Origin of the sequence: Methylorubrum thiocyanatum (assembly GCA_014138645.1) — a bacterium.
Classification (GTDB): domain Bacteria; phylum Pseudomonadota; class Alphaproteobacteria; order Rhizobiales; family Beijerinckiaceae; genus Methylobacterium; species Methylobacterium thiocyanatum.
On the sequence record JACJIB010000006.1, the window covers coordinates 36,982 to 61,772 of the forward strand.

Here is a 24,791-nt window from a genome sequence, read left to right on the forward strand (position 1 = left end):
ATGCTCGATCGCCGCCAGCTCCTCGCCGGCCTCGCCGCGGCCGGCACCGCGCTCCCGCTGCGCCGCGCCGATGCCGTGGAACCGGGCGTGCTGCGCATCGGCTACCAGAAGAACGGCATCCTGGCCGTCGCCCGGGAGCAGGCCACGATCGAGGCCGCGCTGAAGCCGCGGAACGTCAGCGTGCGCTGGGTCGAGTTCTCGTTCGGCCCGCCGCTGCTGGAGGCGCTGAATCTCGGCGCGATCGATTTCGGCCAGACCGGCGACGCCCCGCCGATCTTCGCCCAGGCCGCGGGCGCAGGTCTCGTCTACGCGGCGGCGCAGCCCAAGGGCGGCTCGGGCTCGGCGATCCTGCTGCCGAAAGGCTCCTCCATCGCCACGCTCGCCGACCTCAAGGGCAAGCGCGTCGCCTTCGCCAAGGGATCGAGCGCGCACAACCTCACCGTCGCGGCGCTGGAGAAGGCGGGCCTCACCTACCGCGACATCACCCCGGTCCTGCTCGCGCCGGCCGACGGCGCGGCGGCGTTTGCCGGCGGCACGATCGACGCCTGGACGGTGTGGGATCCCTACTTCGCCATCGCCGAGGAGGGGCAGGGCGCCCGCATCCTCGTGCAGGCCTCGGACATCACCCCCACCAACAACTTCTTCCTCGCGAACAAAGCCTTCGCCGAGGAGCAGCCCGACGCGCTCAAGGCGGCCATCGCGGCGCTCGGCGAGGTCGCGGTCTGGTGCGAGGCCAACCGTCCCAGCGTCGCGGCGAGCCTGTCGAAGATCACCGGCGTGCCGCTCGCCGCCACGCGCCGCGCGGTCGAGCGCATCCGCTTCGTCATCGCGCCGATGGATGCGGCGGTGACCACCGAGCAGCAGCGTATCGCCGACCGCTTCCACGCCATCGGCGTGATCCCTCGCCCGGTGCGGGTGTCCGACATCGTCTGGACGCCACCCGAGACCTCCAACAAGACCCAGAACAACGGGTGAGCCGAACCATGGCCGATTCCGCCGCGATCCGATCGCTCCCCGGCCGCGCGAACCGCGCCGAGGCCGCCGCGCCGCTTGCGCGTAGAGCCCAGCCAAGCAAGTCCCAGCCAGGCAGGTCCCTACGCTTGCCGACGGGCAAGCTCCTGCCCTGGCTGCTGCCGACGCTCGTCATCGTCGGCTGGCAGGCGGCGGCCTCGCTGGGGCTGGTCTCGACCCGGTTCATGCCCGCGCCGCTCGACGTCGCCGCCGCCGGCTGGCGCCTCGCCCAGACCGGCGAACTCTGGGAGAACCTGTGGGTGAGTTTTGCCCGCGCGGCATCCGGCTTTCTCATCGGCGGCGGCATCGGGCTCTTCTTCGGGCTCGCCAACGGCCTCTCGAACCTCTCGGAAAAGCTCACCGACACCACGCTGCAGATGGTGCGCAACGTGCCCCACCTGTCGCTGATCCCGCTGGTGATCCTGTGGTTCGGCATCGACGAGGGGGCCAAGCTCTTCCTCGTGGCGCTCGGCGTGTTCTTTCCGATCTACGCCAACACCCTGCACGGCATCCGCTCCGTCGATCCGCAGCTGATCGAGATGGGGCGGGTCTACGGCATGAACCGGCGCGAGCTGTTCTGGCGCGTGGTGCTGCCCGGCGCGCTGCCCTCGATCTTCGTCGGCATCCGCTACGCGCTCGGCATCATGTGGCTGACGCTGATCGTCGCCGAGACGATCTCGGCCAATTCCGGGCTCGGCTACATGGCGATGCAGGCCCGCGAGTTCATGCTGGTCGATGTCGTGGTGCTGGCGATCCTGATCTACGCCGCGCTGGGCAAGCTCGCCGACAGCCTGACCCGGGCGCTGGAGCGCACCTGCCTCGCCTGGAACCCGGCCTACCGCAACACCTGATCCCTCATCCCGCGAGCGCATCCATGTCCGCTGCCACCGCCCTGCGCGTCGAGGATCGGTCCGCGCACCGTCCCGACGCCGGCCTCGCCATCGCCCTGCGCGGCCTGACCAAGAGCTTCGACGGGGGCGCCCCCGTCATCCGCGGCCTCGACCTCACCATCCCCGCCGGCCAGTTCGTCGCCGTGGTCGGCCGCTCGGGCTGCGGCAAGAGCACCCTGCTGCGCCTGATCCTCGGCCTCGAAGAGCCCACCGCCGGCCGCGTGACGGTCGACGGCGGTGTTGGCAATGGTGCCGGCCAGTCGAAGAAGATCATGTTCCAGGAGCCGCGGCTGCTGCCCTGGGCCCGGGTCGCCGACAACGTCGCCGTCGGGCTCGGGCGCGAGACGCCCCGCGCCGAGCGGCGCAAGCGGGCGCTCGGCGTGCTCGACGAGGTCGGGCTCGCGGAGAAGGCCGGCAACTGGCCCGCGACCCTGTCCGGCGGCCAGCGCCAGCGCGTGGCGCTCGCCCGCGCGCTCGTCAGCCGCCCGGCGCTGCTGGCGCTCGACGAGCCGCTCGGCGCGCTCGACGCGCTCACCCGCATCGAGATGCAGGAGATGATCGAGCGCATCTGGGAGGCACAGGGCTTCACCGCGATCCTCGTCACCCACGATGTCGGCGAGGCGGTGGCGATGGCCGACCGCATCCTCGTGGTCGAGCAGGGCACGATCGCCCTCGACGTCCCGGTCGACGTGCCGCGCCCGCGCCGCCGCGGCGACCCGGCGCTCGCCGAACTCGAAGGCCGCATCCTCGAGCGGCTTCTCGGCCACCGCGCCTGACTTTTTTTCGATTTTTGGAGCGTACCCCATGACCGCGCAGAGCCGCCCCCCCGCCGACGGCAAGACCGACGTTCTCTGGTTCCTGCCCACCCACGGCGACGGCCGCTATCTCGGCGCCTCCGAAGGCGCCCGCGACGTCTCGCTGCCCTATCTGCGCCAGATCGCCCAGGCCGCGGACGACCTCGGCTATTACGGCGTGCTGCTGCCGACCGGCCGCTCCTGCGAGGATTCCTGGGTCGTCGCCTCGGCGCTCGCCCCCCTGACCCAGCGCCTGCGCTTCCTCGTCGCCGTGCGCCCCGGCCTGCAGGAGCCGTCGGTCGCCGCGCGCATGGCCGCGACCTTGGACCGGATCTCGGATGGGCGCCTCCTCATCAACGTCGTGACCGGCGGCGACCCCGTCGAACTGAAGGGCGACGGCGTCTTCCTCGACCACGACGAGCGCTACGTCGTCACCGACGAGTTCCTCCACATCTGGCGCGGTCTGATGGCCGGCGAGACCGTGAACTTCGAGGGCAAGCACCTGCGCACCGAGAACGGCCGGGTGATCTTCCGCCCCGTGCAGGCGCCCTATCCGCCGCTCTATTTCGGCGGCTCCTCGCCCGCCGGCATCGAGGTCGCGGCCGAGCATTGCGAGGTCTACCTCACCTGGGGCGAGCCCCCGGCCGGCGTCGCCGAAAAGATCGCCCGCGCCCGGGAGGCGGCCGAGAAGAAAGGCAAGACCTTCTCTTACGGCATCCGTCTGCACGTGATCGTGCGCGAGACCGAAGCCGAGGCCTGGGACGCGGCCGACCGGCTGATCTCGCGGCTCGACGACGCCACCATCGCCCAGGCTCAGGCCACCCTGAAGCGCCAGGACTCCGTCGGCCAGAGCCGGATGATGGCGCTTCACGGCGGCGACCGCTCGAAGCTCGTCGTCTCGCCGAATCTCTGGGCCGGCGTCGGCCTCGTGCGCGGCGGGGCGGGCACCGCGCTCGTCGGCTCGGCCGATCAGGTCGCCGACCGGATGAAGGAATACATCGATCTCGGCATCGACCGCTTCATCCTCTCCGGCTACCCGCATCTGGAGGAAGCCTACCGCTTCGCCGAGCTGGTCTTCCCGAAGCTTCCCTTGCGCGCGACCACTGGCAACGCGCCGAGCACGGCCCGCAACAACGGCCCGTTCGGCGAGGTCATCGCCAACGACATCGTCCCGACCCGCCGCGTCGGCGCCCACTGAGCGGGGAGTTTCCGTCCGATGACCGCCCGCACCCGCGCCGTCCCCGCATCCTCGCTGCTGCCGCGCCTCTGGCTGGCGCTCGCCGCACTGATCTTCGTCAGCCTGACGCTGGCGGCGCACGCGCAGGAGCCCACGGTGCGGGTCGGCTACCAGAAATACGGCACCCTGGTCCTGCTGAAGGGCCGCGGCACCCTCGAGCCGCGGCTGAAGGCGCTCGGCTACCGGGTGCAATGGTCGGAGTTCCCCTCCGGCCCGCCGCTGATGGAGGCGCTCAATGCAGGCGCCGTCGATTTCGGCTCGGCGGGCGAGACCCCGCCGATCTTCGCCCAGGCGGCGAGCGACGCGCTGGCTTACGTCGCCCACGAGCCGGCCGCGCCCAAGGGCGAGGCGATCCTGGTGCCGAAGGCGAGCCCGATCCAGTCGGTCGCCGACCTGCGGGGGAAGAAGGTCGCGCTCAACAAGGGCTCGAACGTCCACTATCTGCTGGTGCGGGCCATCGAGGCGGCGGGCCTGAGCCTGTCCGACATCACTCCCGTCTACCTCGCGCCCGCCGATGCGCGGGCGGCGTTCGAGCGCGGCGCGGTGGATGCCTGGGTGATCTGGGATCCGTACTTCGCCGCCGCCGAGGCCGGCGGCAACGCCCGGGTGCTGGCCGACGGCACCGGCCTCGTGCCGAACCACCAGTTCTATCTCTCCTCCAAGAGCTTCGCCGCCGAGAACGGCCCGGCGCTCGACGCCATCGTCGCGGCGATCGCCGAGGTCGACGCCTGGGCCAAGGACAACACCGACGCCGTGTCCAAGGAGCTGGCGCCGTCCGTCGGCATCCCGGCGCCGATCCTGAGCGTCGCGCTCAAGCGCCAGACCTACGGCATCCGGCCCCTCGACGAGGCCGTGACGAAGGAACAGCAGCGCATCGCCGACACCTTCCACGGATTGAAGCTCGTGCCGAAGACCGTCGACATCGCCGGTGCCGTGCGCAAGCCGGGAAGCTGAACGGGCCTCTTCCCCCGATCTCTCCTGCTCCTTGTGGGGAGGAGCCGGAGGTGGGGGTGCCTCAGAATGAAGCGGAGCGGTGCCTCCTGCACCACCCCCACCCCGAACCCCTCCCCACGAGGGGGAGGGGAATCCCTCTCGAGAAAACCAGAAATAGCTCATGAACCGCCGGTCCGCCGCCCGCCTCGTCCTCGCTGGCTTCGCGCTCAGCCTCCTCGGCCGCAGCCCGGCCGCGGCGGAGGACGCCACCCTGCGCATCGGTTACCAGCGCTCATCGGCGCTGATCTCGCTGCTGCGCGAGGACGCGACGCTGGAGACGGCCCTGAAGCCCCTCGGCGTCAGCGTGTCGTGGCACGAATTCACCAGCGGCCTTCCGATCATGGAGGCGCTCAATGTCGGCCGCATCGACGTCTCGGCGGATGTCGCCGACACCGTGCCGGTCTTCGCCCAGGCCGCGGGCGCCAAGATCACCTACATCGCCCAAGAAGCCGCCTCGCCGCAGGCGCAGGCGATCCTCGTGCCGGGTGATTCCCCGTTGAAGAGCGTGGCCGAGTTGAAGGGCCGCAAGGTCGCGGTCACCAAGGGCGCCGGCAGCCACTACCTGCTGCTCGCCGCGCTGAAGGCGGAGGGGCTGCCGTTCAAGAGCATCACCCCGGCCTACCTCACCCCGGCGGACGGACGCAGCGCGCTGGCCGGCGGCAGCGTCGATGCCTGGGTGGCGTGGGACCCGTTCCTGTCGGCGGCGCAGATCCAGGCCGGAGCGCGCATCCTGAAGGACGGCACCGGGCTCTCGGCCTACAAGCGCTATTATCTCGCCTCCGACGCCTATGCGGAAAAGCGCGCCGACGTGCTGACCCTGCTCGTCGCCAAGCTGCGCGAGGCCGGGGCGTGGGTGAAGGCCAACCCGGACGCGGCCGCCGCGCGGCTGGGCGCCCTGTGGAAGATCGAACCCGACATCGTGAAACAGGCCAATGCCCGCCGCTCCTACCGGGTCGAGCCGGTGAGCCGCGAGGGGCTCGCCGAGCAGCAGACCATCGCCGACGCCTTCCGCGGCGAGGGGCTGCTGCCGCGCCCGGTCGACGCCGCCGCGCTGCCGGTCTGGGATGCACCCTCGCGCTGAGGGAGAGTGCGCTTCGAGGACGTTCACGATGACCCGTCAGGCCAGCCTGCCCCCCATCGCGGTGATCGGGGCGGGGTTCAGCGGCACCATGGCCGCGCTCCAGCTCCTCTCCGCCCTGCCGCCGGAACGGCCGGTCCTGCTCTGCGAGCGCGGAGGCAGCTTCGCCCGCGGGCTGGCCTACGGCACCGGCAACCCGGCCCATCTGCTCAACGTGCGCGCCGCCAACATGAGCGCCTTTCCGGACCGGCCGGGCCACTTCGAGGATTGGCTCTCCGGCGCCGATCTCCGTGAGGGCGTGGTCAAGACCCCGGCCGGCACCTTCGTGGCACGGGGCCATTACGGCAGCTATCTCACCGATCTCCTGACCGCAGCCGTGACCGGGCCGGGCGCACCGCGCCTGCACCTCGTCAACGACGGCGTGGTCGATCTGGAGCCGCGGGGCGGCGGCTTCCTGCTGCGCACCGAGGGCGGACAGACGCATGCCATCGCCGGGGCCGTGCTCGCCATGGGCAACCTCGCATCGGCCGCACCGAAGAGCCGCCACAGCCTGGACCCTTGGGCGCCCGAGAGCTTCGGGCGCCTGCACCCGCACGCGCCGGTCCTCATCGTCGGAACCGGGCTGACCATGCTCGACGCCGTGGCGAGCCTGCGGGCGCAGGGCTTTGCCGGCGCGATCCTCGCCCTGTCGCGCCGCGGCCTGCTGCCGAACGCCCACGCCCCCGCCGAGCCCTGGCCGACCCCCGATCTCACCCCGGCCGACTTCGCGTCCCTGCAGCGGCTCCTGACCCGCATCCGCACGGAGGTGGCGCGGGCGGCCGAGACGGGCGCGGGCTGGCACGGTGTCATCGACGCCCTGCGCCCGCTCACCGACACGATCTGGCGCAGCCTGCCGCCGCGCGAGCAGGCCCGGTTCCAGCGCCACCTGCGCCCCTTCTGGGACGTGCATCGCCACCGCACCGCCCCGCCCGCGGCCCGGACCATCGCCGACGAGATCGCCCGCGGCGCCCTGACGGTGCGGGCCGGGCGCCTGCTGGACATCGAGGACGAGGCGGCGCAGGCGGTGGTGACCCTGCGTCTGCGCGGCGCCGAGCGCCCCGAGCGCCTCGCGGTCCAGGCGATGATCGACGCCACCGGCTTCGGTCACCTCAAGGAGAGCCGCGACCCGCTGCTGCGGCGGCTGATGGACCGGGGCCTCGTCCGTCCCGGCCCGTTCGGGCTCGGCCTCGACGCCGGCGTCGATTACCGCGCGCGCGGCGCCTCGCCCGGCGAGGGCAGGGGACCGCTCTGGATCCTCGGGCCGCTCCTGCGCGGCGTGCTGTGGGAATGCACCGCGGTGCCCGACATCCGCAACGAGGCGGCGGACTTGGCCGGTCTCGTCGCCGCGAACCTCGACCGCGCCGCCGCGGCCTGACCCAAAACCAACGTCCGCGCCGTCCCGAGGCGGCGGAGAGCCTCGGCTCTCCGCCGCCTCACGCATTCGTGACGCCGGCCGAACGCGGTCCCGATCCTCCGGCTCGCGGGTCGAACGCAGCGCAAATCCCTGTTCTCAATGCCGTTTCGCACCGCATGCGGGCGCAATTTGGCGCGCCGGCTCACAAATCGGAATCGTTCTAAAGAGCTGGACGCGAGTTTGGAGCTGTTCTAATTAAAGGGCGTGACGGCGGGACGTGACGGGCCGGACGGTTCGGAACGGCAGACCCGCCAGCCAGAGACGACCGAACGGATATCGGAGAGAGATCATGGCCACCAACAGCAACGCCGCCTGCCAGAGCTGCCGCTTCTTCGACGACCACAAGACCAACGGCGCCCAGGCGTCGGGCGATCAGGGCCTGTGCCGCTTCAACCCGCCGGTGAGCCAGCCCGATCCGCAGGGCCAGGGCCTCTGGCCGGTGGTCGCTTCCAAGGATTGGTGCGGCCACTTCACCGCCGACGTCACCCCGGCCGAGTGATCGGCCGGACGCGACAGAGTTCTCTGAAAGGGGGCCGGTGCCGTGCGCACCGGCCCTTTTTTTGCGGGTTACCCCGCATGTCCCGGCTCGGCCGCACGAAGGCCGGCGAATTGCGTCGGGACCGCCCCGCATCGGTCATGATCCGGTCACCTTCCGATTCGATGGCTGCGGCGAAGGGGCAACGGTCCGCGAGCGGACGGCCCGGTCGTCAAGTTGAACGGTGCGGCCGGTCTCGCCGCCGCGCCCGAGTGGGGATGATTGCATGATCTTCGGACCGATCGGTGCACGCGCGCCTTTCCTCCGCACCGGCCGCGCCGCGGCCCTCGCCGCCGGCCTCGCGGCCCTGTCGGCCGTGCCCGCCGCGGCCGCCGCGCCGGCGCATGACCCGAGCGGCACGTGGCTGACGCAGGACGGCAAGGCCCGAATCCGCGTCGAGAAGTGCGGCCCGCAGGAGAAGAACCTGTGCGGCTATGCGGTGTGGCTGAAGACCCCGCTCAACGACGAGGGCAAGCCCCGGGTCGACTTCCGCAATCCCGACCCGAAGAAGCGCGCCCGCGCCTCCCTCGGCCACCAGCTCATCCTCGGGCTCAAGCTGAACGAGGATGCCCATTACGAAGGCAAGATCTACAACGCCGAAGACGGCAAGTTCTACGACGTCACGATCTGGTCGGACGAGCCGGAGGAGTTGACGGTCAAGGGCTGCCTGATCGCCTTCCTGTGCCAGTCGCAGACCTGGAAGAAGGTCGGCGACACCCTGCCCGGCCAGCTCACAGGCCCGACCAACGGCCCGAACGGCCCCCGCGCCGACGCCGAATGGGCGCCCAAACCCGCCGCGGGCACGGCGGCCGCCGGCCCCGCCGCCACCGGCAGCGCCGGCCCGGCCGCCGCCAAGCCGGCGCCGAAGCCCGCCGCGCCGAAGGCCCCGGCCGCCCCGGCCCCGGCGCAGTAACCGACCCGTTGCTCCCGGGGCAGCGTCAGAGCTGCGACGGCGGGTTTGCAAGACGCGCTCTCGTCCCCTCCACCGCCGTCATTCCGGGGCCGCGAAGCGGAACCCGGAATCCACACACGATGCGGCGCTGACGAATGGCGTCGAGGCCGATCATGGATTCCGGGTTCGCTTCTCAGCGCCCCGGAAGGACGGCGGAGGGGGACCGAAGAGTCCGATAAGGCCATCAGGCCGTCGGCGTCGCCACCCTCTGGCGCAAGCCCGCGATCACCGCTTTCAGCATCTCGGCGCTGGCCTCCTCCGAGAAACCGCCGGGCGTGCGCGCGGCGTAGATGCGCTCATGCACGAAGGCGAGCTTGGCGATCACCGCGGGCGTCAGCCTGAAGGGATAGAGCGGCGGCTGGCCCATGGAACGGTTGAGCGAGTTCACCGCGTAGGTGAGCGGGATCCAGGCCTCCACCACCCGCTCGAAATCCGGGGTCTCGTAGGGGTCGAAATCGACGCAGGTGGACAGAGCCTCCGATTCCGCCTTGGCCCGCAGCTTGGGCCGGAGGCGGATCTCGAAGGCGCTGCCCGTCTCCAGCGTATCGACGATGTGCAAGTAGTGGGCGAAGGTCTCGGCGAAATCCTCCCACGGGTGGGCGGTGGCGTAGGAGGAGACGAAACTCTCCTGCCAGTCGGACGGCGGCCCCTTGCTGTGATGGCGCCGGAGCGCGGCGCCGTAATCGAGGCGCTCGTTCCCGAACAGGGCGCGGAAGGCCGGCAGGCTGGCGTCGAAGCGCACCAGCAGGTTCCAGAAATAGTGCCCGATCTCGTGGCGGAAGTGGCCGAGCAGGGTGCGGTAATACTCGCCGAACATCTTGCGGCGCCGCTCGCGCTCGACGTCGTCGGCCTCGGCGATGGAGAGGGTGATCAGCCCGTCGAGATGGCCCGTCATCACCGGCGGCCCGGTCGACTCGGCCAGGAAGTCGAAGGCGAGCCCATCGGAATACTGCGCCCGCGTCACGAGCGGCAGGTCGAGGCGCAGCAGCGAGTAGAACAGCCGGTGCTTGGCCGCCTCGATCTGGCGCCAGCGGTCGAGATTGGCCGCCACGCTCAGGTCCGGCACCACGCGGTTGTGGCGGCAGGTGACGCAGTAGGTCTCAGGCGAATCCTCCGGCACCATCCAGTTGCAGGCGCCATGGGCCGCGTTGGCGCAGAAGCGGTACTTGCGGCCCGGATGGGCATAGGCGCGGAACAGCAGCCCGCGCCCGTCCTCGCCGCTGGGCTCCAGCGCCGACACCTCGTGCCGGTCGCAGACATAGCCGAGTCGCCGCTCGCAGCTCTCGCAGACCGTGCTTTCGAACGAGACCGGCTGGTCGCAGGCCTGGCACTGAAAAATCTTCATGGGAAGGCCCGCTCCGTCCGCTGCGGGGACCAGACAAGGACCGGACCGCATGCCAGACCAAGGGCTGCGAGCCGGGAGAGGTTCCGCCGGCGGCCGAGCAGCCGAACGCTTCGCGCGCCGGCTGCATGGTTCTTGCTTTTTTGATCGCTCCATTCCGATCGATGGGATGTATAAGGCGTACAACCAGCGGCCGAGTGCGCCGCCTTCCTCGCGTCGAGAGATCTCGAAACAGTCCGGAGCCTCCGTGTCGATCCAAGCCGCCCTGCACCACGTCACGCATTACCGCTACGACCGGCCCATCGCGCTCGGGCCGCAGACAATCCGCCTGCGCCCGGCGCCGCATGCCCGGACGAAGGTGCCGGCCTACGCGCTGAAGGTCAGCCCGGAGAACCACTTCATCAATTGGCAGCAGGATCCGGCCGGCAACTGGCTCGCCCGCCTCGTCTTTCCGGAGAAGACGACGGAGTTCCGGGTCGAGGTCGATCTCACCGCCGACCTCGCGGTCATCAACCCGTTCGACTTCTTCGTCGAGCCCTATGCCGAGCAACGCCCCTTCGACTATGAGGCCGACCTGAAGGTCGCGCTCGCGCCCTACCTCGTCCTCGACGAGGCGCAGGGTCCGGAGATCGACGCCTTCCTCGCGGAAATCCCCGAGGAGACCCACACGGTCAGCTTCCTCGTGGCGCTCAACGAGAAGGTGCGTTCGCACGTCGCCTACGGGGTCCGGATGGAACCCGGCGTGCAGACCGCCGCCGAGACGTTGACGCTCAAGAGCGGATCCTGCCGCGATTCCGCGTGGCTCCTGGTGCAGGTGCTGCGTCGGCTCGGCTTCGCCGCCCGCTTCGTCTCGGGCTACCTGATCCAGCTCGTGCCCGACACCACCGCCGTCGATGGCCCGGCGGGCACCACCACCGACTTCACCGACCTGCACGCCTGGGCCGAGGTCTACCTGCCGGGCGCCGGCTGGATCGGGTTCGACGCCACCTCGGGCCTGCTCACCGGCGAGGGACACATCCCGCTGGTGGCCACGGCGCACTACAACGCCGCCGCGCCGATCTCCGGCTTGGCCGAGCCGGCCAAGGTCGAGTTCGCCTACGAGATGACGATCAGCCGCGTGGCGGAAGCGCCGCGCATCACCAAGCCGTTCTCCGACGAGATCTGGGCGGCGATGGATGCGCTCGGCGAGCGGATCGACGCGGATCTGACCGCGCAGGACGTGCGCCTGACCATGGGCGGCGAGCCGACCTTCGTCTCGGTGGACGACTTCGAATCGCCGGAGTGGAACGTCGCCGCGGTGGGGCCGACGAAGCGCGGCTTGGCCGACACGCTGGTGCGGCGCCTGCGCGACCGCTTCGCGGCGGGCGGCATGCTGCATTACGGCCAGGGCAAGTGGTATCCCGGTGAGAGCCTGCCGCGCTGGGCCTTCGCCCTGTACTGGCGCAAGGACGGCGTGTCGATCTGGCGCAACGCCGATCTGATCGCCGTCGAGGACGGTCCCAAGACCCCAAACACCAAGACCGCGACCATCAAGGACGCCGAGCGTCTGATGGGCGCGTTGTCGGAGCGGCTCGAACTCGGCCGCTTCGTCTTCCCGGCCTACGAGGACGCGGTCTACTGGAAGGCGCGCGAGAGCGAGTTGCCGGTCAATGTCACGACCGCGGCGGCGCAGACCGGCAGCCTGGAGGCCGATGCCCGGTTCAAACGCGTGTTCGGCCGCGGCCTCGACAATCCCGTCGGCTACGTGCTGCCCCTCGCCAACCTTGCGGTGGGGGAGGGCCGCGCCTGGATCTCGGAGGCCTGGGCCTTCCGCCGCGGCGGCGCGTATCTTAGCCCCGGCGACTCGCCGATGGGCTTCCGCCTGCCGCTCGCCTCGCTGCCCTACGTGCCGCCGGATTCCTACCCCTACTACCACCCGCAGGATCCGATGGAGGCCCGCGGCGACCTGCCCGCCGAGCCCGGCGGGCTCAAGGATGCCCCGCTCGCCAAGGGCAAGGATCGCGGGAACGGCGCCGGCATCGAGGGCGTCGCCGTGCGCACGGCGCTGGCCGTGGAGCCCCGCGACGGCGTGCTCTGCGTGTTCATGCCGCCGCTGGAGCGGGTGGATGAGTATCTCGACCTCGTCGGGCATCTGGAGCGGGCGGCGGAAGCGATCGGCCAGCCGATCCATATCGAGGGCTACGAGCCGCCCTACGATCCGCGCCTCTCGGTCATCAAGGTCACGCCCGATCCCGGCGTGATCGAGGTCAACGTCCACCCCGCCGCCTCCTGGCGCGAGGCGGTGGACATCACCGCCGGCCTCTACGAGGAGGCGCGCCAGACGCGCCTCTGCGCCGAGAAATTCATGATCGACGGGCGCCACACCGGCACCGGCGGCGGCAACCACGTCGTGCTCGGCGGCGCCAGCCCCTCGGACTCGCCGTTCCTGCGCCGGCCGGACCTGCTGAAGAGCCTCGTGCTGTTCTGGCAGCGCCATCCCTGCCTGTCCTACCTCTTCGCCGGTCTCTATGTCGGCCCGACGAGCCAGGCGCCGCGCATGGACGAGGCGCGCCACGACGGCCTCTACGAACTGGAGATCGCGCTCGCCCAGGTGCCGGGGCCGGACGAGGCGAACATCCCGCACTGGCTGGTGGACCGATTGTTCCGCAACATCCTCGCGGACGTCACCGGCAACACCCACCGGGCCGAGATCTGCATCGACAAGCTGTTCTCGCCGGACGGGCCGACGGGGCGGCTCGGCCTCCTCGAATTCCGCTCCTTCGAGATGCCGCCGGACGCGCGCATGAGCCTGGCCCAGCAAGTCCTGCTGCGGGCGATCGTGGCGTGGCTCTGGCGCGAGCCGCAGACGGGGGGCTGTGTCCGCTGGGGCACGGCGCTGCACGATCGCTTCATGCTCCCGCATTTCCTCTGGGCCGACTTCCTCTCCGTGCTGGAAGACCTGCGCGGCGGCGGCTACGACTTCGACCCTCAGGCCTTCGCGGCGCAGGCCGCGTTCCGCTTCCCCATCTTCGGCCGGGTGGAGCAGGGCGGCGTGAGCCTCGAACTGCGTCAGGCGCTGGAGCCCTGGCACGTGCTAGGCGAAGAGGGGACCGCCGGGGGAACCGTGCGCTTCGTGGACGCATCCGTCGAACGGCTTCAGGTGAAGGTCGAGGGCTATGTCCCCGGCCGGCACGTGATCGCCTGCAACGGCCGGCGCCTGCCGATGACGCCGACCGGCGCCAGCGGCGAGGCGGTCGCGGGCCTGCGCTTCAAGGCGTGGCAGCCCGCCTCCTCGCTGCACCCGACGATCCCGCCGCACGGGCCGCTGACCTTCGACATCCTCGATGTCTGGAGCGGCCGTTCGCTCGGCGGCTGCCGCTACCATGTCAGCCATCCGGGCGGGCGCAGCTACGACAGCTTCCCGATCAACGCCTATGAGGCGGAGGGGCGCCGTCTCGCCCGCTTCGAGGCGATGGGCCACACCCCCGGCCGCATCGCGATGCCGGCCGAGGAGCGCACGAGCGACTTCCCCCTGACCCTCGACCTGCGCACCCCCGCACCCCGATGACAGCCTCCGCCGCCCTCGCGGACGGGCCCTTGCCCGACGCCTCCGCCTGGGCGGCCGACGATCCGGCCGCACGCATGCGCCGCTGGACGGAAGCCTACGCGCCCCGACCCGGCCTTGCCGACGAGCTGGTGGATGCGGAAGGCGCCCTGCGGGGCGGCTGGCCGCGCTTTCTCGAGCGCCTCGCCCGACTCGACGACCGGGAGGTTGCCGCGCGCTTCCTCTCCGCCGAGCGGCATATCCGCGACGCCGGCATCTCCTACCGGGTCTACGGCGACGGGCGCGAGCATCCCTGGCCGCTGGGTTCGCTGCCCCTCGTCATCGACGCCGCCGACTGGGCGGAGCTGTCCGCCGGCATCGTCCAGCGCGCCGGTCTGATGGAGCGCATCGTCGGCGACATCTACGGCGCCGGCCGGCTCGTGGCGGAGGGCTTTCTGCCCGCGGGCGTGGTGGCGGGACATCCCGAGTTCCTGCGGCCGGTGCACGGCATCGCCCCTCCCGGAGGGCGCTGGCTGCCGATCTATGCGGCCGATGTCGGCCGCGGACCGGACGGGCGCTGGCAGGTTCTCGCCGACCGCACCCAGGCGCCCTCCGGCCTCGGCTACGCCCTGGAGAACCGGATGGTGCTCGCCCGCGCCTTCCCGGACCTGTTCGCCGACCTCCATGTCGAGCGCCTGCCCGGCTTCTTCCAGGCGTTCCGCGCCGGTCTCGCCGCGTCCTGCGAGCGCAGCGATCCGCGCATCTGCCTGCTGACGTCGGGCCCCTACAGCAGCACCTATGTCGAGCAGGCCGCGCTCGCCCGCTATCTCGGCTTCCTGCTCGTCGAGGGCGACGACCTCGTGGTGCGCGACGGGCTCCTGCACGTGCGCACCATCGCCGGGCTCAAGCGCACCGACGCGGTCTGGCGCCGGATCGACGCCGATTATCTCGACCCGATGGAGCTGCGCTCGGATTCGCGCCTGGGCGTACCGGGCATCCTCCAGGTGCTGCGCCGGGGTGGGGCGGTGGTCGGCAACATGCCGGGCTCGGGCGTGCTCGAATCGGCCGCGCTGAGCCCCTACCTGCCGGCCATCGCCCGGCGGCTCACCGGCGAGGAATTGCGCCTCACGGGTCCGCGCACCTGGTGGTGCGGCGACCCCGACGGGCTCAATCATGCGCTCTCCAACCTCGATCACCTGACGCTGCGCCCCGCCGCGACGCCGCTGCGCGGCCCGGAGCGCGACGCGATGCTCGCCGGCCCCGCCCTCGACGCCGCCCGCGCCCACGCCGTGGCGGCCTTGCGCGAGCGCCCGTTCGACTGGGTGGCGCAGGAGACCGCGCCGCTCTCGACCATGCCGGCGTGGCAGGACGGCCGTCTGGTGGCCCGCCCCTTCGTCATGCGCGTCTTCGCCGCCGCCACGCCGGAGGGCTGGCGCGTGCTGCCGAGCGCCTTCTGCCGCGTCGCCGAGCGCGAGGGCGCCGACCCGAGCGAGATGCGCGCCGGCATCCGCTCCGCCGATGTCTGGGTCCTGTCCGACACCCCCGTCGATACGCCGACGCTCGTGCATACGAGCGCCCCGCGCATCCGCCGCATCGCCGGCCACCTGCCGTCGCGGGCGGCCGACAACCTGTTCTGGTTCGGGCGCTATCTGGAGCGGGCGGAGGCGGTGATCCGCCTCGTCCAGGCCCATCTCGGCGTGTTTACGGAAGCCGTCGCCGCCGACGCGTCGGGCGAGGCCGGCGCGCCGACCGCGCTCGCGATCCGTGCGCTGCTCAAGGAATGGGGCTCGGTGAGCGCGGCCGATCTCGGCCCCGCGGCGCTCGCCGGGGAGGCGCTTTCGGGCAAGACGGTCCACGGCTCGGCCCTGTCGCATGGCCTGGAGGCCCGGCGCATCGCCGCCTCCCTGCGCGAGCGGCTGCCGGCGGAATCCTGGCGGGCGCTGGCGGATCTGCGCGACACCCTGGTCTACGCCGAGGGTTGGGCGCCGACGGAGGCGCAGCTCTTCGGCAAGGCCGAGCGGGCGCTCGGCCATCTCGCCGCGCTTTCCGGCCTGATCCACGAGAATATGGGCCATGCCGCCGGCTGGCGCTTCGCGGATATGGGCCGGCGCATCGAGCGGGCGATCAACACCTGCAGCTTCGCCCTGCGCTTCTGCGGCGAGGAGGCCAGCGCCGAGGATCTCGGGGTGATGCTCTCGCTCGCCGATTCGCAGATCGCCTACGGCGCCCGCTACCTCGTCGGCGTGAGCCGCGACGCGGTCTGCGACATGGCGGTGCTCGATCCCAACAATCCCCGCTCCGTCGCCTACCAGATCCAGGCGATCACCGCGCATCTCGACGCCCTGCCGGCGCTGGCCGCGGACGGCTTGCCCGAGGCGCACCGCCGCCGGGCGCTGGCGCTCGCGGTCACGCTCCAGACGTCCGAGGCCGCCGATTTCGACGCCGAGGCGCTGGAACGCTTCGAGTCCGATCTGGAGGGCCTCGCCAACGGGATCGCCAGCCGCTACTTCCCCAACGGCCCCGACGCGCTCCGGCCCGAGAAGCTCACGGGTCTCGCGTGATCTACACCCTGCGGCACCTGACGACCTATCGCTACGCCCGCACCGTCCGCTTCGCACGCTGCAACCTGCGTCTGCGTCCGCGCGACGGCGAGGGGCAGCGGGTGCTGGAGAGCGCGCTCCACGTCGCCCCCGAGCCGACGCGCCGCCTGGAGCGCCGCGACTTTTTCGGCCTCGACACCCTGACCCTGACGCTGGACGAGCCCCATCGGGAATTCACGGTCGAGGCCGTCTCCCGCGTGGCGGTGGAGCGCCCGGCGCCGCCGCCGCCCGAGGCCGGCCCGTCCTGGGAGACGGTGCGGGCGGCCGCGCTGGCGCTGCCCTCGCTCGGGCCGGACGGTCCGGCGCATTTCCAGTTCCCGAGTCAGCGGGTGCCGCTCGACCCCGCCGTCACGGAGTACGCCCGGACAAGCTTTCCGCCCGGGCGCAGCGCCTATGGCGGGGCGGTCGAGCTGATGCACCGCATCCGCGACGATTTCCGCTTCGATGCCAAGGCCACCACCGTCTCGACGCCGCCGGCGGAGGCCTTCGCCCTGCGGGCCGGCGTGTGCCAGGACTTCGCCCACGTGATGATCGCCGGGCTTCGCGGCCTCGGCCTGCCGGCGGCCTATGTCAGCGGCTACCTGCGCACCCGTCCGCCCCCCGGCCGCCCACGCCTGCGCGGGGCCGATGCCAGCCACGCCTGGGTCGCGCTCTGGTGCGGGCTAGAGATGGGGGAGGGCGGCTGGATCGGCCTCGACCCGACCAATGACTGCGTGGTGCGCGACAACCACATCGTCGTGGCGCGCGGCCGCGACTATGCCGACGTCGCGCCGATCGACGGGATCGTCGCCTCGGCCGGGTCACAGAAACTCACGGTCGAAGTCGATGTCATCCCGGAGGATGAGGCGGCCTGACGACAGGATCAGCCGCCGGTCCGCGCGTCCCACCCCGCCATCGCCAGACGCGCGACCGCTTCGAGTTCCGCCCGGCTCGCCCCGTCGCGGGCCTGGAGCGACATCCCGCCCTGCACCGTCACCACGAAGCGGGCCAGCGCCGGGATATCGACCGCGGCGCCGAGTTCCCCCGCCGCCGCGGCGCGGTCGAGCCGTTCCACGACGGTCTCGAATCCGAGAGCGCGCGCCGCCCGCACGCACGCGCCGAGTTCCGCCTGCCCCTCGCCGCCGACGGCCGAGAGCGTCACCATGCAGCCGCGCGGTGCGTCGGGCGCGCTGACCGCGGTCAGGGCCGAGGCCGTGTCCATCAGCAGCGCCTCGACCGCCCCGCGTGCGGTGGCGGCGGCGGCGAAGTTGCCCCAGACGCGCCCCTCGAACTGCGCCCGGTAGTGCCGCAGGGCCTCGGCATAGAGTGCCTCCTTCGAGCCGAAGGCCGCGTAGAGGCTTGGCGAGCCGATCCCCATCGCTGCGGTCAGGTCGGAGATGGAGGTGGCCGCAAATCCCTTGCGCCAGAACAGATGCATGGCCTGGGTCAACGCCGCCTCCCGGTCGAAGGCACGCGGCCGGCCGCGACCGCGCGCTGGGCCGCAACGCGGCGGTACGACGCTGGGCGAAGGGGCCGAGGAAGGGGCCGAGGAAGTGGCTGGGGAGGCGCCGGGCTCAGAATTCTGCATCGATCGTTCTATAATTCGCTTGACCGCAATCGGCAACGCACGTAGCCATTTATGTGTCGTTCGATACAGAAAGATCAACCAATGAGTGACCTGGTAGGCAAGCGCGCCCTCGTGACCGGCGCTTCCCGTGGGATCGGCGCCGCCATCGCGCTGGCGCTGGCGGAGCGCGGCGCGGATGTCGCGATCACCTACGAGCGCTCGGCGGAGCGGGCGGAGGAGGTCGTGCGGGCGATCGATTCGAAGGGCCGGCGCGGCCTTGCGATCCAGGCCGACAGCGCCGACGCGGCGGCAGTGAAGCGCTCGGTCGATGCGGCCGCGGCGGAACTCGGCGGCCTCGACATCCTCGTGAACAATGCCGGCATCGCCCGCGGCGGTCCGGTGGCGGAGATCACGCTCGCCGATATCGACGCGCTGCTGGCCGTGAACGTGCGCTCCGTGGTGCTGGCCTCGCAGGCGGCGATCCCGCATCTCGGGAAGGGCGGACGGATCATCTCCATCGGCTCGTGCCTCGGCGAGCGGGTGCCGTTTCCCGGCGTCACGGTCTACTCGATGACGAAGTCGGCCCTGCTCTCGTTCACCCGCGGACTGGCCCGCGAACTCGGCCCCCAGGGCATCACCGTGAACCTCGTGCAGCCGGGCTCGACCGATACCGACATGAATCCGTCCGACGGGGCGCAATCGGACCTGCAGCGCTCCATGACCGCGCTCGGGCATTACGGAAAGTCGGAGGACATCGCCGCCGCCGTGGCCTTCCTGGCGAGCCCGGCCGCGCGGCAGATCACCGGCACCACCCTCACGGTCGACGGCGGCGCGAACGCCTGACCCGTCGCGGCGGCCCGGACGCGGTCCGGGCCGCCGGCTTCAGCCGGAGACGCCTGCCCGGTAGAGGCGCCCGCGCTCGGTCCAGACGACGGTGAGCAGGGCGAGCCCGCCGAGCCCGGCATAGCCGTAGGCCACCGGCATCACCGTGCCGTCGAAGGCGTGCCCGATCAGGAAGCCGCAGAAGGCGCCCAGGATCGTGGTGTAGAAGCCGAGGAACGAGGAGGCGGTGCCGGCGATCGCGCCCAGCGGCTGCAGCGCGAGCGCGTTGAAGTTCGGCAGGGCGAAGCTGATCAGGAACTGGTTCAGCGCCAGCACCGAGAGGAACAGCACCAGCGGCGGATGCCCCTGGTAGTGCAGGCCGATACCGACCTGCACGAGGCCGATGGCGGTGAAGGCGGTGACGCCGGCATGCGACAGGGTCCGCATCCCGAGCCAGCGCACGACGCGGGAATTGATCAGCGTCGCCGCCCCCATGGCGCCGGCCACCACGCCGAAGGCGACGGGGAACAGCCCGCCGAGATGGTAGAGCCCGGTGTCGAACACCTGCTGGGCCGAGCCGACATAGCCCATGATGCAGCCCGTCAGCAGGCCGAGCGCCGTGGCGTAGCCGATCGCCACGCGGGTGCGCAGCACGGTGGCGAGCGCCTGCCCCGTGGCCCGCAGCGAGAGCGGGCGGCGGTACTCGGGATGCAGCGTCTCGGGCATGCGCAGGGCGAACCACAGCGTCAGCACGCCGCCGAGCGCCAGCATCGACACGAACACCCAGATCCACGAGCCGAGCAGCAGCATGGTCGCGCCGATCGCCGGCCCGAGCATCGGCACGATCAGGAACACCATCATGATGAGCGACATCACGCTCGCCATCTCGCGCCCCGAGAAGCGGTCGCGCACGATCGCGGTCGAGAGGACGCGCCCGCCGGCCGCCCCCATGCCCTGGATGACGCGGGAGGCGAGCAGCCACTCGTAGCTCGGCGCCAGCATCGAGAGGATGCAGCCCGCGGTGTAGATGCCGAGGCTGATCAGCAGGGTCGGCCGGCGCCCGATCGCATCCGAGACCGGCCCGTAGACGATCTGCGCCACCCCGAAGCCGATCATGTAGACGTAGACGAGGAGTTGCAGGCTGTTGGGGTCGGCGACCGAGAACCGCTCCTGGATCAGCGGGAAAGCCGGCAGCAGGTTGTCGATCGACATGGCGGTGACCGCCATCATCAGGGCGACGATGCCGACGAACTCGGCAAATCCCGGCCCGACCCAAGGAGGGGCACCCGGCGAGGCCTCCGAGGCGGGGCTGCCGGGAATGGGCCGAGGGGAGGATGTCACGGGCGAAAGCGCTTTCGGAGAGCAGGCCGGCCGGGTTCGCGGCGGTGCGGTGTCGTCAATGGTCGAGGATGTCTTCAACGTTCCAGAATGCGGCGCTTTCCCTCTCCCGTCCGCTCCGCGGGCACCCTCTCCCCAGAGGGGGGAGGGAGATACGGGCGGAGCGCCTACTCCTTATCCTGTCCCTCACCCATCGCCGCGCTGAGGCGAACGTAGTTCTTCGTCACCAGGGCGATGTTGGCCTCGGAAGGCTTGGCCGGTTCGCCGGCGGCGAGCGCCTCCTTGATCTCCTTGACCGTCTCGGCCTTCTCCTGGGCGGGCATCGCCTTGTCGGCCTGCACCGCCGCGAGCTGCTTCTTCAGCAGAGGGGTGGCGCCGACATAGCTCTTGGTCTCGGGGTCGATCCCGCCGAGCACGGCATCGACGGTGTCGCTGGCATCCTGAAACTCCTCCAGGCTCGCAAACCCGTTGCGCTTCACGATCGCCTCGGCCTGCCCCTGCGCCTGCGCCTCGGCCTTCGGATCGGGCTTGTCGGGCGCACCGCCGGTCAGCTTGGCGAGTTCCGGCTGCGCGACGAGGAGGCCGTCGATCTGCCACTGCGTCAGTGCGATCTCCTTGCCCGCCTCCGGTGCCTCGGCCTTCGCGGCGGGCGGGCTGGCGGCGGGTTTGGCGGCCGTCCCGGCCTGGGCCAGGGCCGGCGCGGCGGAGAGGATCGCCGCCGCGGCGAGGGTCGCCGAAAGCGAGGCGGCGAGCAGGGTGCGCGAGTGGATCGTCATGGTCTTCGGCCTCTGATGTCTCGTCGGCTGCGCCGGGCGGAAGGCCGACACGGAACGCCGCCCTTCCGCCCGCGCGGCGCGTTTCTCGCAACGGGTCGCGGCGAAACCGTGATGGCAGCGCTTGACCGCTCCGCGCCGTGCGCTGGCGCAGATGCCACGCAGCGGCCGCAAAGGCGGCTTCTGTTCCGCGCCCGTCCGCCACCCGCGGGGAAAGGGGAGCCCGTGAGCCATGCCAAGGCAAGCGTCACAGCAAACCCGTGCCGTGCGCGGCCCATCCTCGCGATTCTGCTGGCCGCCCTGTTCGCCGTTGCGCTCGCCGCTGCATCCGTGACGGCGGCGCGCGCCGAGGCGGATTACGCGGAGCGGGCGCAGGCCCTCGTCGCCCCCTACATCGAGGCAGGCCTGTTCTCGGGCGTCATCCTCGTCGCGCGGGACGGGCGGCCGGTCTTCCGCCGAGCCTACGGCCTCGCGGATCGCGAGTGGGAGGTCCCCAACACGCCGCAGACCCATTTCCGCATCGGCTCGCTGACCAAGGCCTTCACCGCCGCCGCCGTGCTGAAGCTCGCGGAGGCCGGGCGACTCGGGCTCGACGATCCCGTCCGGCGCTGGGTTCCCTCCGTTCCGGAGGCGTGGGCCGGGGTGAGCCTGCGCCACCTGCTCCAGCACCGCTCCGGCATCATCAACTTCACGGCGCTGCCGAACTACTACGACCAGATCGCACGGGTCGATCACACGCCGGCGCAGATCGTAGCCCTGACCGCGGGCGATCCGCTGCTGTTCCCGCCGGGCGAGCGGTTCGAGTACAGCAACACCAACTACGTGCTGCTCGGCATGGTGATCGAGGCGGCCTCGGGCCTGTCCTACGAAGCCTACCTGCGCGAGACCATCCTCGCGCCGCTGGGGCTCAAGGAGACCGGCTACGACGACCTCACGGTGATCCTGCCGCGGCGGGCCGCCGGCTACCGCCGGGGGCGGGCGCAGTGGCGCAATGCCGTGCCGATGGCGGCAAGTTCGGCCTATGCCGCGGGCGCGCTCTACTCCACCGTGGACGACCTGCTGGCTTGGGACGAGGCGCTCGCCGGGCCGCGCCTGCTCTCGGACGCCTCGCGGGCGGCGATGTTCGACGATCGCGGCACCGGCTACGGCCTCGGCTGGTTCGTCTCCCGTGCCTTCGGCAAGCAGTCCGACACCAAGCCCGGGGCCAAGACGAGCGGCCACCGCGTCTACGGCCATGCCGGTTCGATCCCCGGATTCCTGTCGATCAACGACGTCTACCCCGACGATCATCTCACCGTGATCGTGCTCTCGAACACCGAGACGGCGCCCGCTCAGAAGATCGCCCGCGACCTCGCCTCCCTGCATTTCGGCCACTACGCGGCGCCCGAGGCGATCGTGCTGGAGGACGTGATCCTCGACCGCTACCCCGGCACCTACCGCCTGGGACCGCGCGCCTTCCTCACCGTCGCCCGCGAGGGCAAAGGCAGCGGGCTGACGGCGCGGGCCACCGGAGAGCCCGCCTTTCCCTTCGTGCCGGAGAGCGACCGCACCTTCGTCTCCAAGGTCGCCGACATGCGCCTCACCTTCGAGACCGAGCCCGACGGCACGCCCACCGGCCTGATCCTGCACCGCGACGGCCGCGACCGGACCGGCCCCCGCGTGACCGAGGACGAGGCGAAGGCCGTGCTCGCCGCGCCGCCGCGGCAGCACCGGGAGATCGCCATCGACCGCACGCGCCTGCCCGCCCTCACCGGACGCTACGCCCTGGGGCCGGGTGTCGAGATCGCCGTGACCGTGGAGGGGGGGCGGATTTTCGCGCAGGCCACAAGGCAGCCGCGCAACGAACTCGTTCCCGAGGGGGAGCGGGACTTCTTCCTGCGCGGGAGCGACGCGCAGATCACCTTCACCGCCGACGAGGCGGGCCGGGTGACGGGCCTGATCCTGCACCAGGGCGGCTACGATACCGAGGCGCCGCGGCGGCCCGAGGCGGACGGCCCGACCCCGGGGCTTGGACCAAGGGCGGGGTCGCCAGCGAGCGTGAAAGGGTCTAACTGAAAGGCAGCGCGCGACAGGCGCTCGCGCACGGGAAATCGAGTCGGCGGCCGCCAGAAGCCGCGTTGGCCAAAAGTCCACCTTGATCCGAGACGGCGGCTGTTCTTGTCTCTCGCCGCAATTCGGCGAGGCGGTCGCCCCAGCATCGCCGCGGACGACGGACGGGTTCCGGCTTCCGCCAAAAAGACGATGCACGGCAAAGATCTGCCGCAAAAAGCCTGACGCACAAAAACCGGGCGCAATGGAGGAAACGCGATGAACAAGCCTGAATTCCTGGCTGACGCCAAGACCAAGTCGCCCTTCTCGGCGCGCTACGACAACTTCATCGGCGGCCAGTGGGTGGCGCCGGTGAGCGGCCGCTACTTCGAGAACACCTCGCCGATCACCGGCAAGGTGATCTGCGAGGTCGCCCGCTCCGAGGCGCAGGACATCGAGAAGGCGCTCGACGCCGCCCACGCCGCCAAGGACGCCTGGGGCCGCACCGCCCCGGCCGAGCGCGCCCGCATCCTCAACAAGATCGCCGACCGGATGGAGGACAACCTCGATCTGATCGCGCTGGCCGAGACCTGGGACAACGGCAAGCCGATCCGCGAGACCACCGCCGCCGACATCCCGCTCGCCATCGACCACTGGCGCTACTTCGCCAGCTGCGTGCGCGCCCAGGAAGGCGCGATCTCCGAGATCGACCACGACACGGTGGCCTACCACTTCCACGAGCCGCTCGGCGTCGTCGGCCAGATCATCCCGTGGAACTTCCCCATCCTGATGGCGGTGTGGAAGCTCGCCCCGGCGCTCGCCGCCGGCAACTGCGTGGTGCTCAAGCCCGCCGAGCAGACCCCGGCCTCGATCCTCGTGGTGATGGAGCTGATCGGCGACCTGCTGCCGCCGGGCGTGATCAACGTCGTCAACGGCTTCGGCCTGGAGGCCGGCAAGCCGCTCGCCTCGAACCCGCGCATCGCCAAGATCGCCTTCACGGGTGAGACGACCACCGGCCGCCTCATCATGCAGTACGCCTCGCAGAACCTGATCCCGGTGACACTGGAGCTGGGCGGCAAGTCGCCGAACATCTTCTTCGGCGACGTCGCCAACGAGGACGACGACTTCTTCGACAAGGCGCTCGAAGGCTTCACCATGTTCGCCCTCAACCAGGGCGAGGTCTGCACCTGCCCGAGCCGCGCGCTGGTGCACGAGTCGATCTACGACCGCTTCATCGAGCGCGCGATCAAGCGCGTCGAGGCGATCACCCAGGGCTCGCCCCTCGACCCGGCGACCATGATCGGCGCCCAGGCCTCGTCCGAGCAGCTGGAAAAGATCCTGAGCTACGTCGATATCGGCCGCCAGGAAGGCGCCGAGTGCCTCACCGGCGGCGCCCGCGGCACCCGCGAGGGCGAGCTGGCCGACGGCTTCTACATGCAGCCGACGGTGTTCAAGGGCCACAACAAGATGCGGATCTTCCAGGAGGAGATCTTCGGGCCCGTCCTCTCGGTCACGACCTTCAAGGACGACGAGGAGGCGCTCTCCATCGCCAACGACACGCTCTACGGGCTCGGCGCCGGCGTGTGGACCCGCGACGGAACCCGCGCCTACCGCTTCGGCCGCGCCATCCAGGCCGGCCGCGTCTGGACGAACTGCTACCACGCCTACCCGGCGCACGCGGCCTTCGGCGGCTACAAGCAGTCCGGCATCGGCCGCGAGACCCACAAGATGATGCTCGACCACTACCAGCAGACCAAGAACATGCTGGTCAGCTACTCCTCGAAGAAGCTCGGGTTCTTCTGAGCGTTCGATCGGGATAAACGTTCGAGACCGACTTCAGCCCCGGCCGCAAGGCCGGGGTTTTTTGATAGGCGCG

General features: G+C 71.1%; 19 protein-coding genes. 15 read left to right on the forward strand and 4 right to left on the reverse strand.

Features of this window, described 5'->3' with window-relative positions:
• From HNR51_RS16885 to HNR51_RS16925, 9 genes are all read left to right on the forward strand, one after another.
• Positions 1 to 975, forward strand: coding sequence for an aliphatic sulfonate ABC transporter substrate-binding protein (locus HNR51_RS16885; protein ID WP_182555699.1), 975 nt, complete (start codon positions 1 to 3; stop codon positions 973 to 975).
• Between the two features lie 8 nt (positions 976 to 983).
• Entirely contained in the window at positions 984 to 1,862 is an 879-nt protein-coding gene (locus HNR51_RS16890; RefSeq protein ID WP_182555700.1) for an ABC transporter permease subunit, read from the forward strand.
• Between the two features lie 23 nt (positions 1,863 to 1,885).
• Positions 1,886 to 2,677 carry an ABC transporter ATP-binding protein gene (locus HNR51_RS16895; protein WP_012455465.1) on the forward strand — a complete coding sequence of 264 codons (792 nt, stop codon included), beginning with the start codon at positions 1,886 to 1,888 and terminating at the stop codon, positions 2,675 to 2,677.
• Positions 2,678 to 2,705: 28 nt separating this feature from the next.
• On the forward strand, positions 2,706 to 3,893 hold the full coding sequence (gene ssuD / locus HNR51_RS16900) for an FMNH2-dependent alkanesulfonate monooxygenase (RefSeq protein ID WP_152277778.1): 1,188 nt from the start codon (positions 2,706 to 2,708) through the stop codon (positions 3,891 to 3,893).
• A gap of 18 nt (positions 3,894 to 3,911) precedes the next feature.
• Positions 3,912 to 4,886 (forward strand): sulfonate ABC transporter substrate-binding protein, encoded by a 975-nt coding sequence (locus HNR51_RS16905; RefSeq protein ID WP_182555701.1) that lies wholly within the window; start codon positions 3,912 to 3,914, stop codon positions 4,884 to 4,886.
• Positions 4,887 to 5,046: 160 nt separating this feature from the next.
• Positions 5,047 to 6,006, forward strand: a complete 960-nt coding sequence (locus HNR51_RS16910) for an aliphatic sulfonate ABC transporter substrate-binding protein (RefSeq protein ID WP_012455468.1) — start codon at positions 5,047 to 5,049, stop codon at positions 6,004 to 6,006.
• A 28-nt stretch (positions 6,007 to 6,034) separates the two neighbouring features.
• Positions 6,035 to 7,417, forward strand: coding sequence for an FAD/NAD(P)-binding protein (locus HNR51_RS16915; protein ID WP_182555702.1), 1,383 nt, complete (start codon positions 6,035 to 6,037; stop codon positions 7,415 to 7,417).
• A 328-nt stretch (positions 7,418 to 7,745) separates the two neighbouring features.
• A complete protein-coding gene (locus HNR51_RS16920) occupies positions 7,746 to 7,955 on the forward strand; it encodes a hypothetical protein (protein WP_012455470.1) in 210 nt (69 codons plus the stop codon).
• Positions 7,956 to 8,217: 262 nt separating this feature from the next.
• Positions 8,218 to 8,904: a DUF2147 domain-containing protein gene (locus tag HNR51_RS16925; protein ID WP_012455471.1), complete on the forward strand. Its 687-nt coding sequence runs from the start codon at positions 8,218 to 8,220 to the stop codon at positions 8,902 to 8,904.
• A gap of 223 nt (positions 8,905 to 9,127) precedes the next feature.
• Here the strand turns inward: HNR51_RS16925 and HNR51_RS16930 are convergent, their stop codons facing one another.
• The gene (locus HNR51_RS16930; RefSeq protein ID WP_182555703.1) at positions 9,128 to 10,288 is read right to left on the reverse strand and encodes a zinc-binding metallopeptidase family protein; all 1,161 of its coding nucleotides are present in this window, start codon (positions 10,286 to 10,288) and stop codon (positions 9,128 to 9,130) included.
• 244 nt (positions 10,289 to 10,532) lie between these two features.
• Between HNR51_RS16930 and HNR51_RS16935 the strand changes: the two genes are divergently transcribed.
• The 3 genes from HNR51_RS16935 to HNR51_RS16945 are packed head-to-tail and all read left to right on the forward strand — an operon-like array spanning position 10,533 to position 17,262.
• Positions 10,533 to 13,832 carry a transglutaminase family protein gene (locus HNR51_RS16935; protein WP_182555704.1) on the forward strand — a complete coding sequence of 1,100 codons (3,300 nt, stop codon included), beginning with the start codon at positions 10,533 to 10,535 and terminating at the stop codon, positions 13,830 to 13,832.
• Entirely contained in the window at positions 13,829 to 16,369 is a 2,541-nt protein-coding gene (locus HNR51_RS16940; RefSeq protein WP_182555705.1) for a circularly permuted type 2 ATP-grasp protein, read from the forward strand. The genes HNR51_RS16935 and HNR51_RS16940 overlap by 4 nt, the downstream gene beginning before the upstream one ends.
• On the forward strand, positions 16,366 to 17,262 hold the full coding sequence (locus HNR51_RS16945) for a transglutaminase family protein (protein ID WP_182555706.1): 897 nt from the start codon (positions 16,366 to 16,368) through the stop codon (positions 17,260 to 17,262). Before HNR51_RS16940 ends, HNR51_RS16945 begins: the two co-directional genes overlap by 4 nt.
• Before the next feature lie 8 nt (positions 17,263 to 17,270).
• Here the strand turns inward: HNR51_RS16945 and HNR51_RS16950 are convergent, their stop codons facing one another.
• Positions 17,271 to 17,825 (reverse strand): TetR/AcrR family transcriptional regulator, encoded by a 555-nt coding sequence (locus HNR51_RS16950; protein WP_182555958.1) that lies wholly within the window; start codon positions 17,823 to 17,825, stop codon positions 17,271 to 17,273.
• Between the two features lie 231 nt (positions 17,826 to 18,056).
• Between HNR51_RS16950 and HNR51_RS16955 the strand changes: the two genes are divergently transcribed.
• Positions 18,057 to 18,797: an SDR family oxidoreductase gene (locus HNR51_RS16955; protein ID WP_182555707.1), complete on the forward strand. Its 741-nt coding sequence runs from the start codon at positions 18,057 to 18,059 to the stop codon at positions 18,795 to 18,797.
• A gap of 39 nt (positions 18,798 to 18,836) precedes the next feature.
• Here HNR51_RS16955 and HNR51_RS16960 read toward each other — a convergent pair whose 3' ends face one another.
• Both HNR51_RS16960 and HNR51_RS16965 read right to left on the reverse strand, forming a co-directional pair.
• Positions 18,837 to 20,003, reverse strand: a complete 1,167-nt coding sequence (locus tag HNR51_RS16960; RefSeq protein ID WP_012455478.1) for a multidrug effflux MFS transporter — start codon at positions 20,001 to 20,003, stop codon at positions 18,837 to 18,839.
• A 278-nt stretch (positions 20,004 to 20,281) separates the two neighbouring features.
• Positions 20,282 to 20,890 carry a hypothetical protein gene (locus HNR51_RS16965; protein ID WP_182555708.1) on the reverse strand — a complete coding sequence of 203 codons (609 nt, stop codon included), beginning with the start codon at positions 20,888 to 20,890 and terminating at the stop codon, positions 20,282 to 20,284.
• Positions 20,891 to 21,112: 222 nt separating this feature from the next.
• On the opposite strand from HNR51_RS16965, the gene HNR51_RS16970 reads away from it, so the two are divergent.
• Positions 21,113 to 22,942 carry a serine hydrolase gene (locus tag HNR51_RS16970; RefSeq protein WP_239681512.1) on the forward strand — a complete coding sequence of 610 codons (1,830 nt, stop codon included), beginning with the start codon at positions 21,113 to 21,115 and terminating at the stop codon, positions 22,940 to 22,942.
• A gap of 252 nt (positions 22,943 to 23,194) precedes the next feature.
• Entirely contained in the window at positions 23,195 to 24,718 is a 1,524-nt protein-coding gene (gene adh, locus HNR51_RS16975) for an aldehyde dehydrogenase (protein WP_012455481.1), read from the forward strand.
• The last annotated feature ends 73 nt before the right edge of the window (positions 24,719 to 24,791 follow it).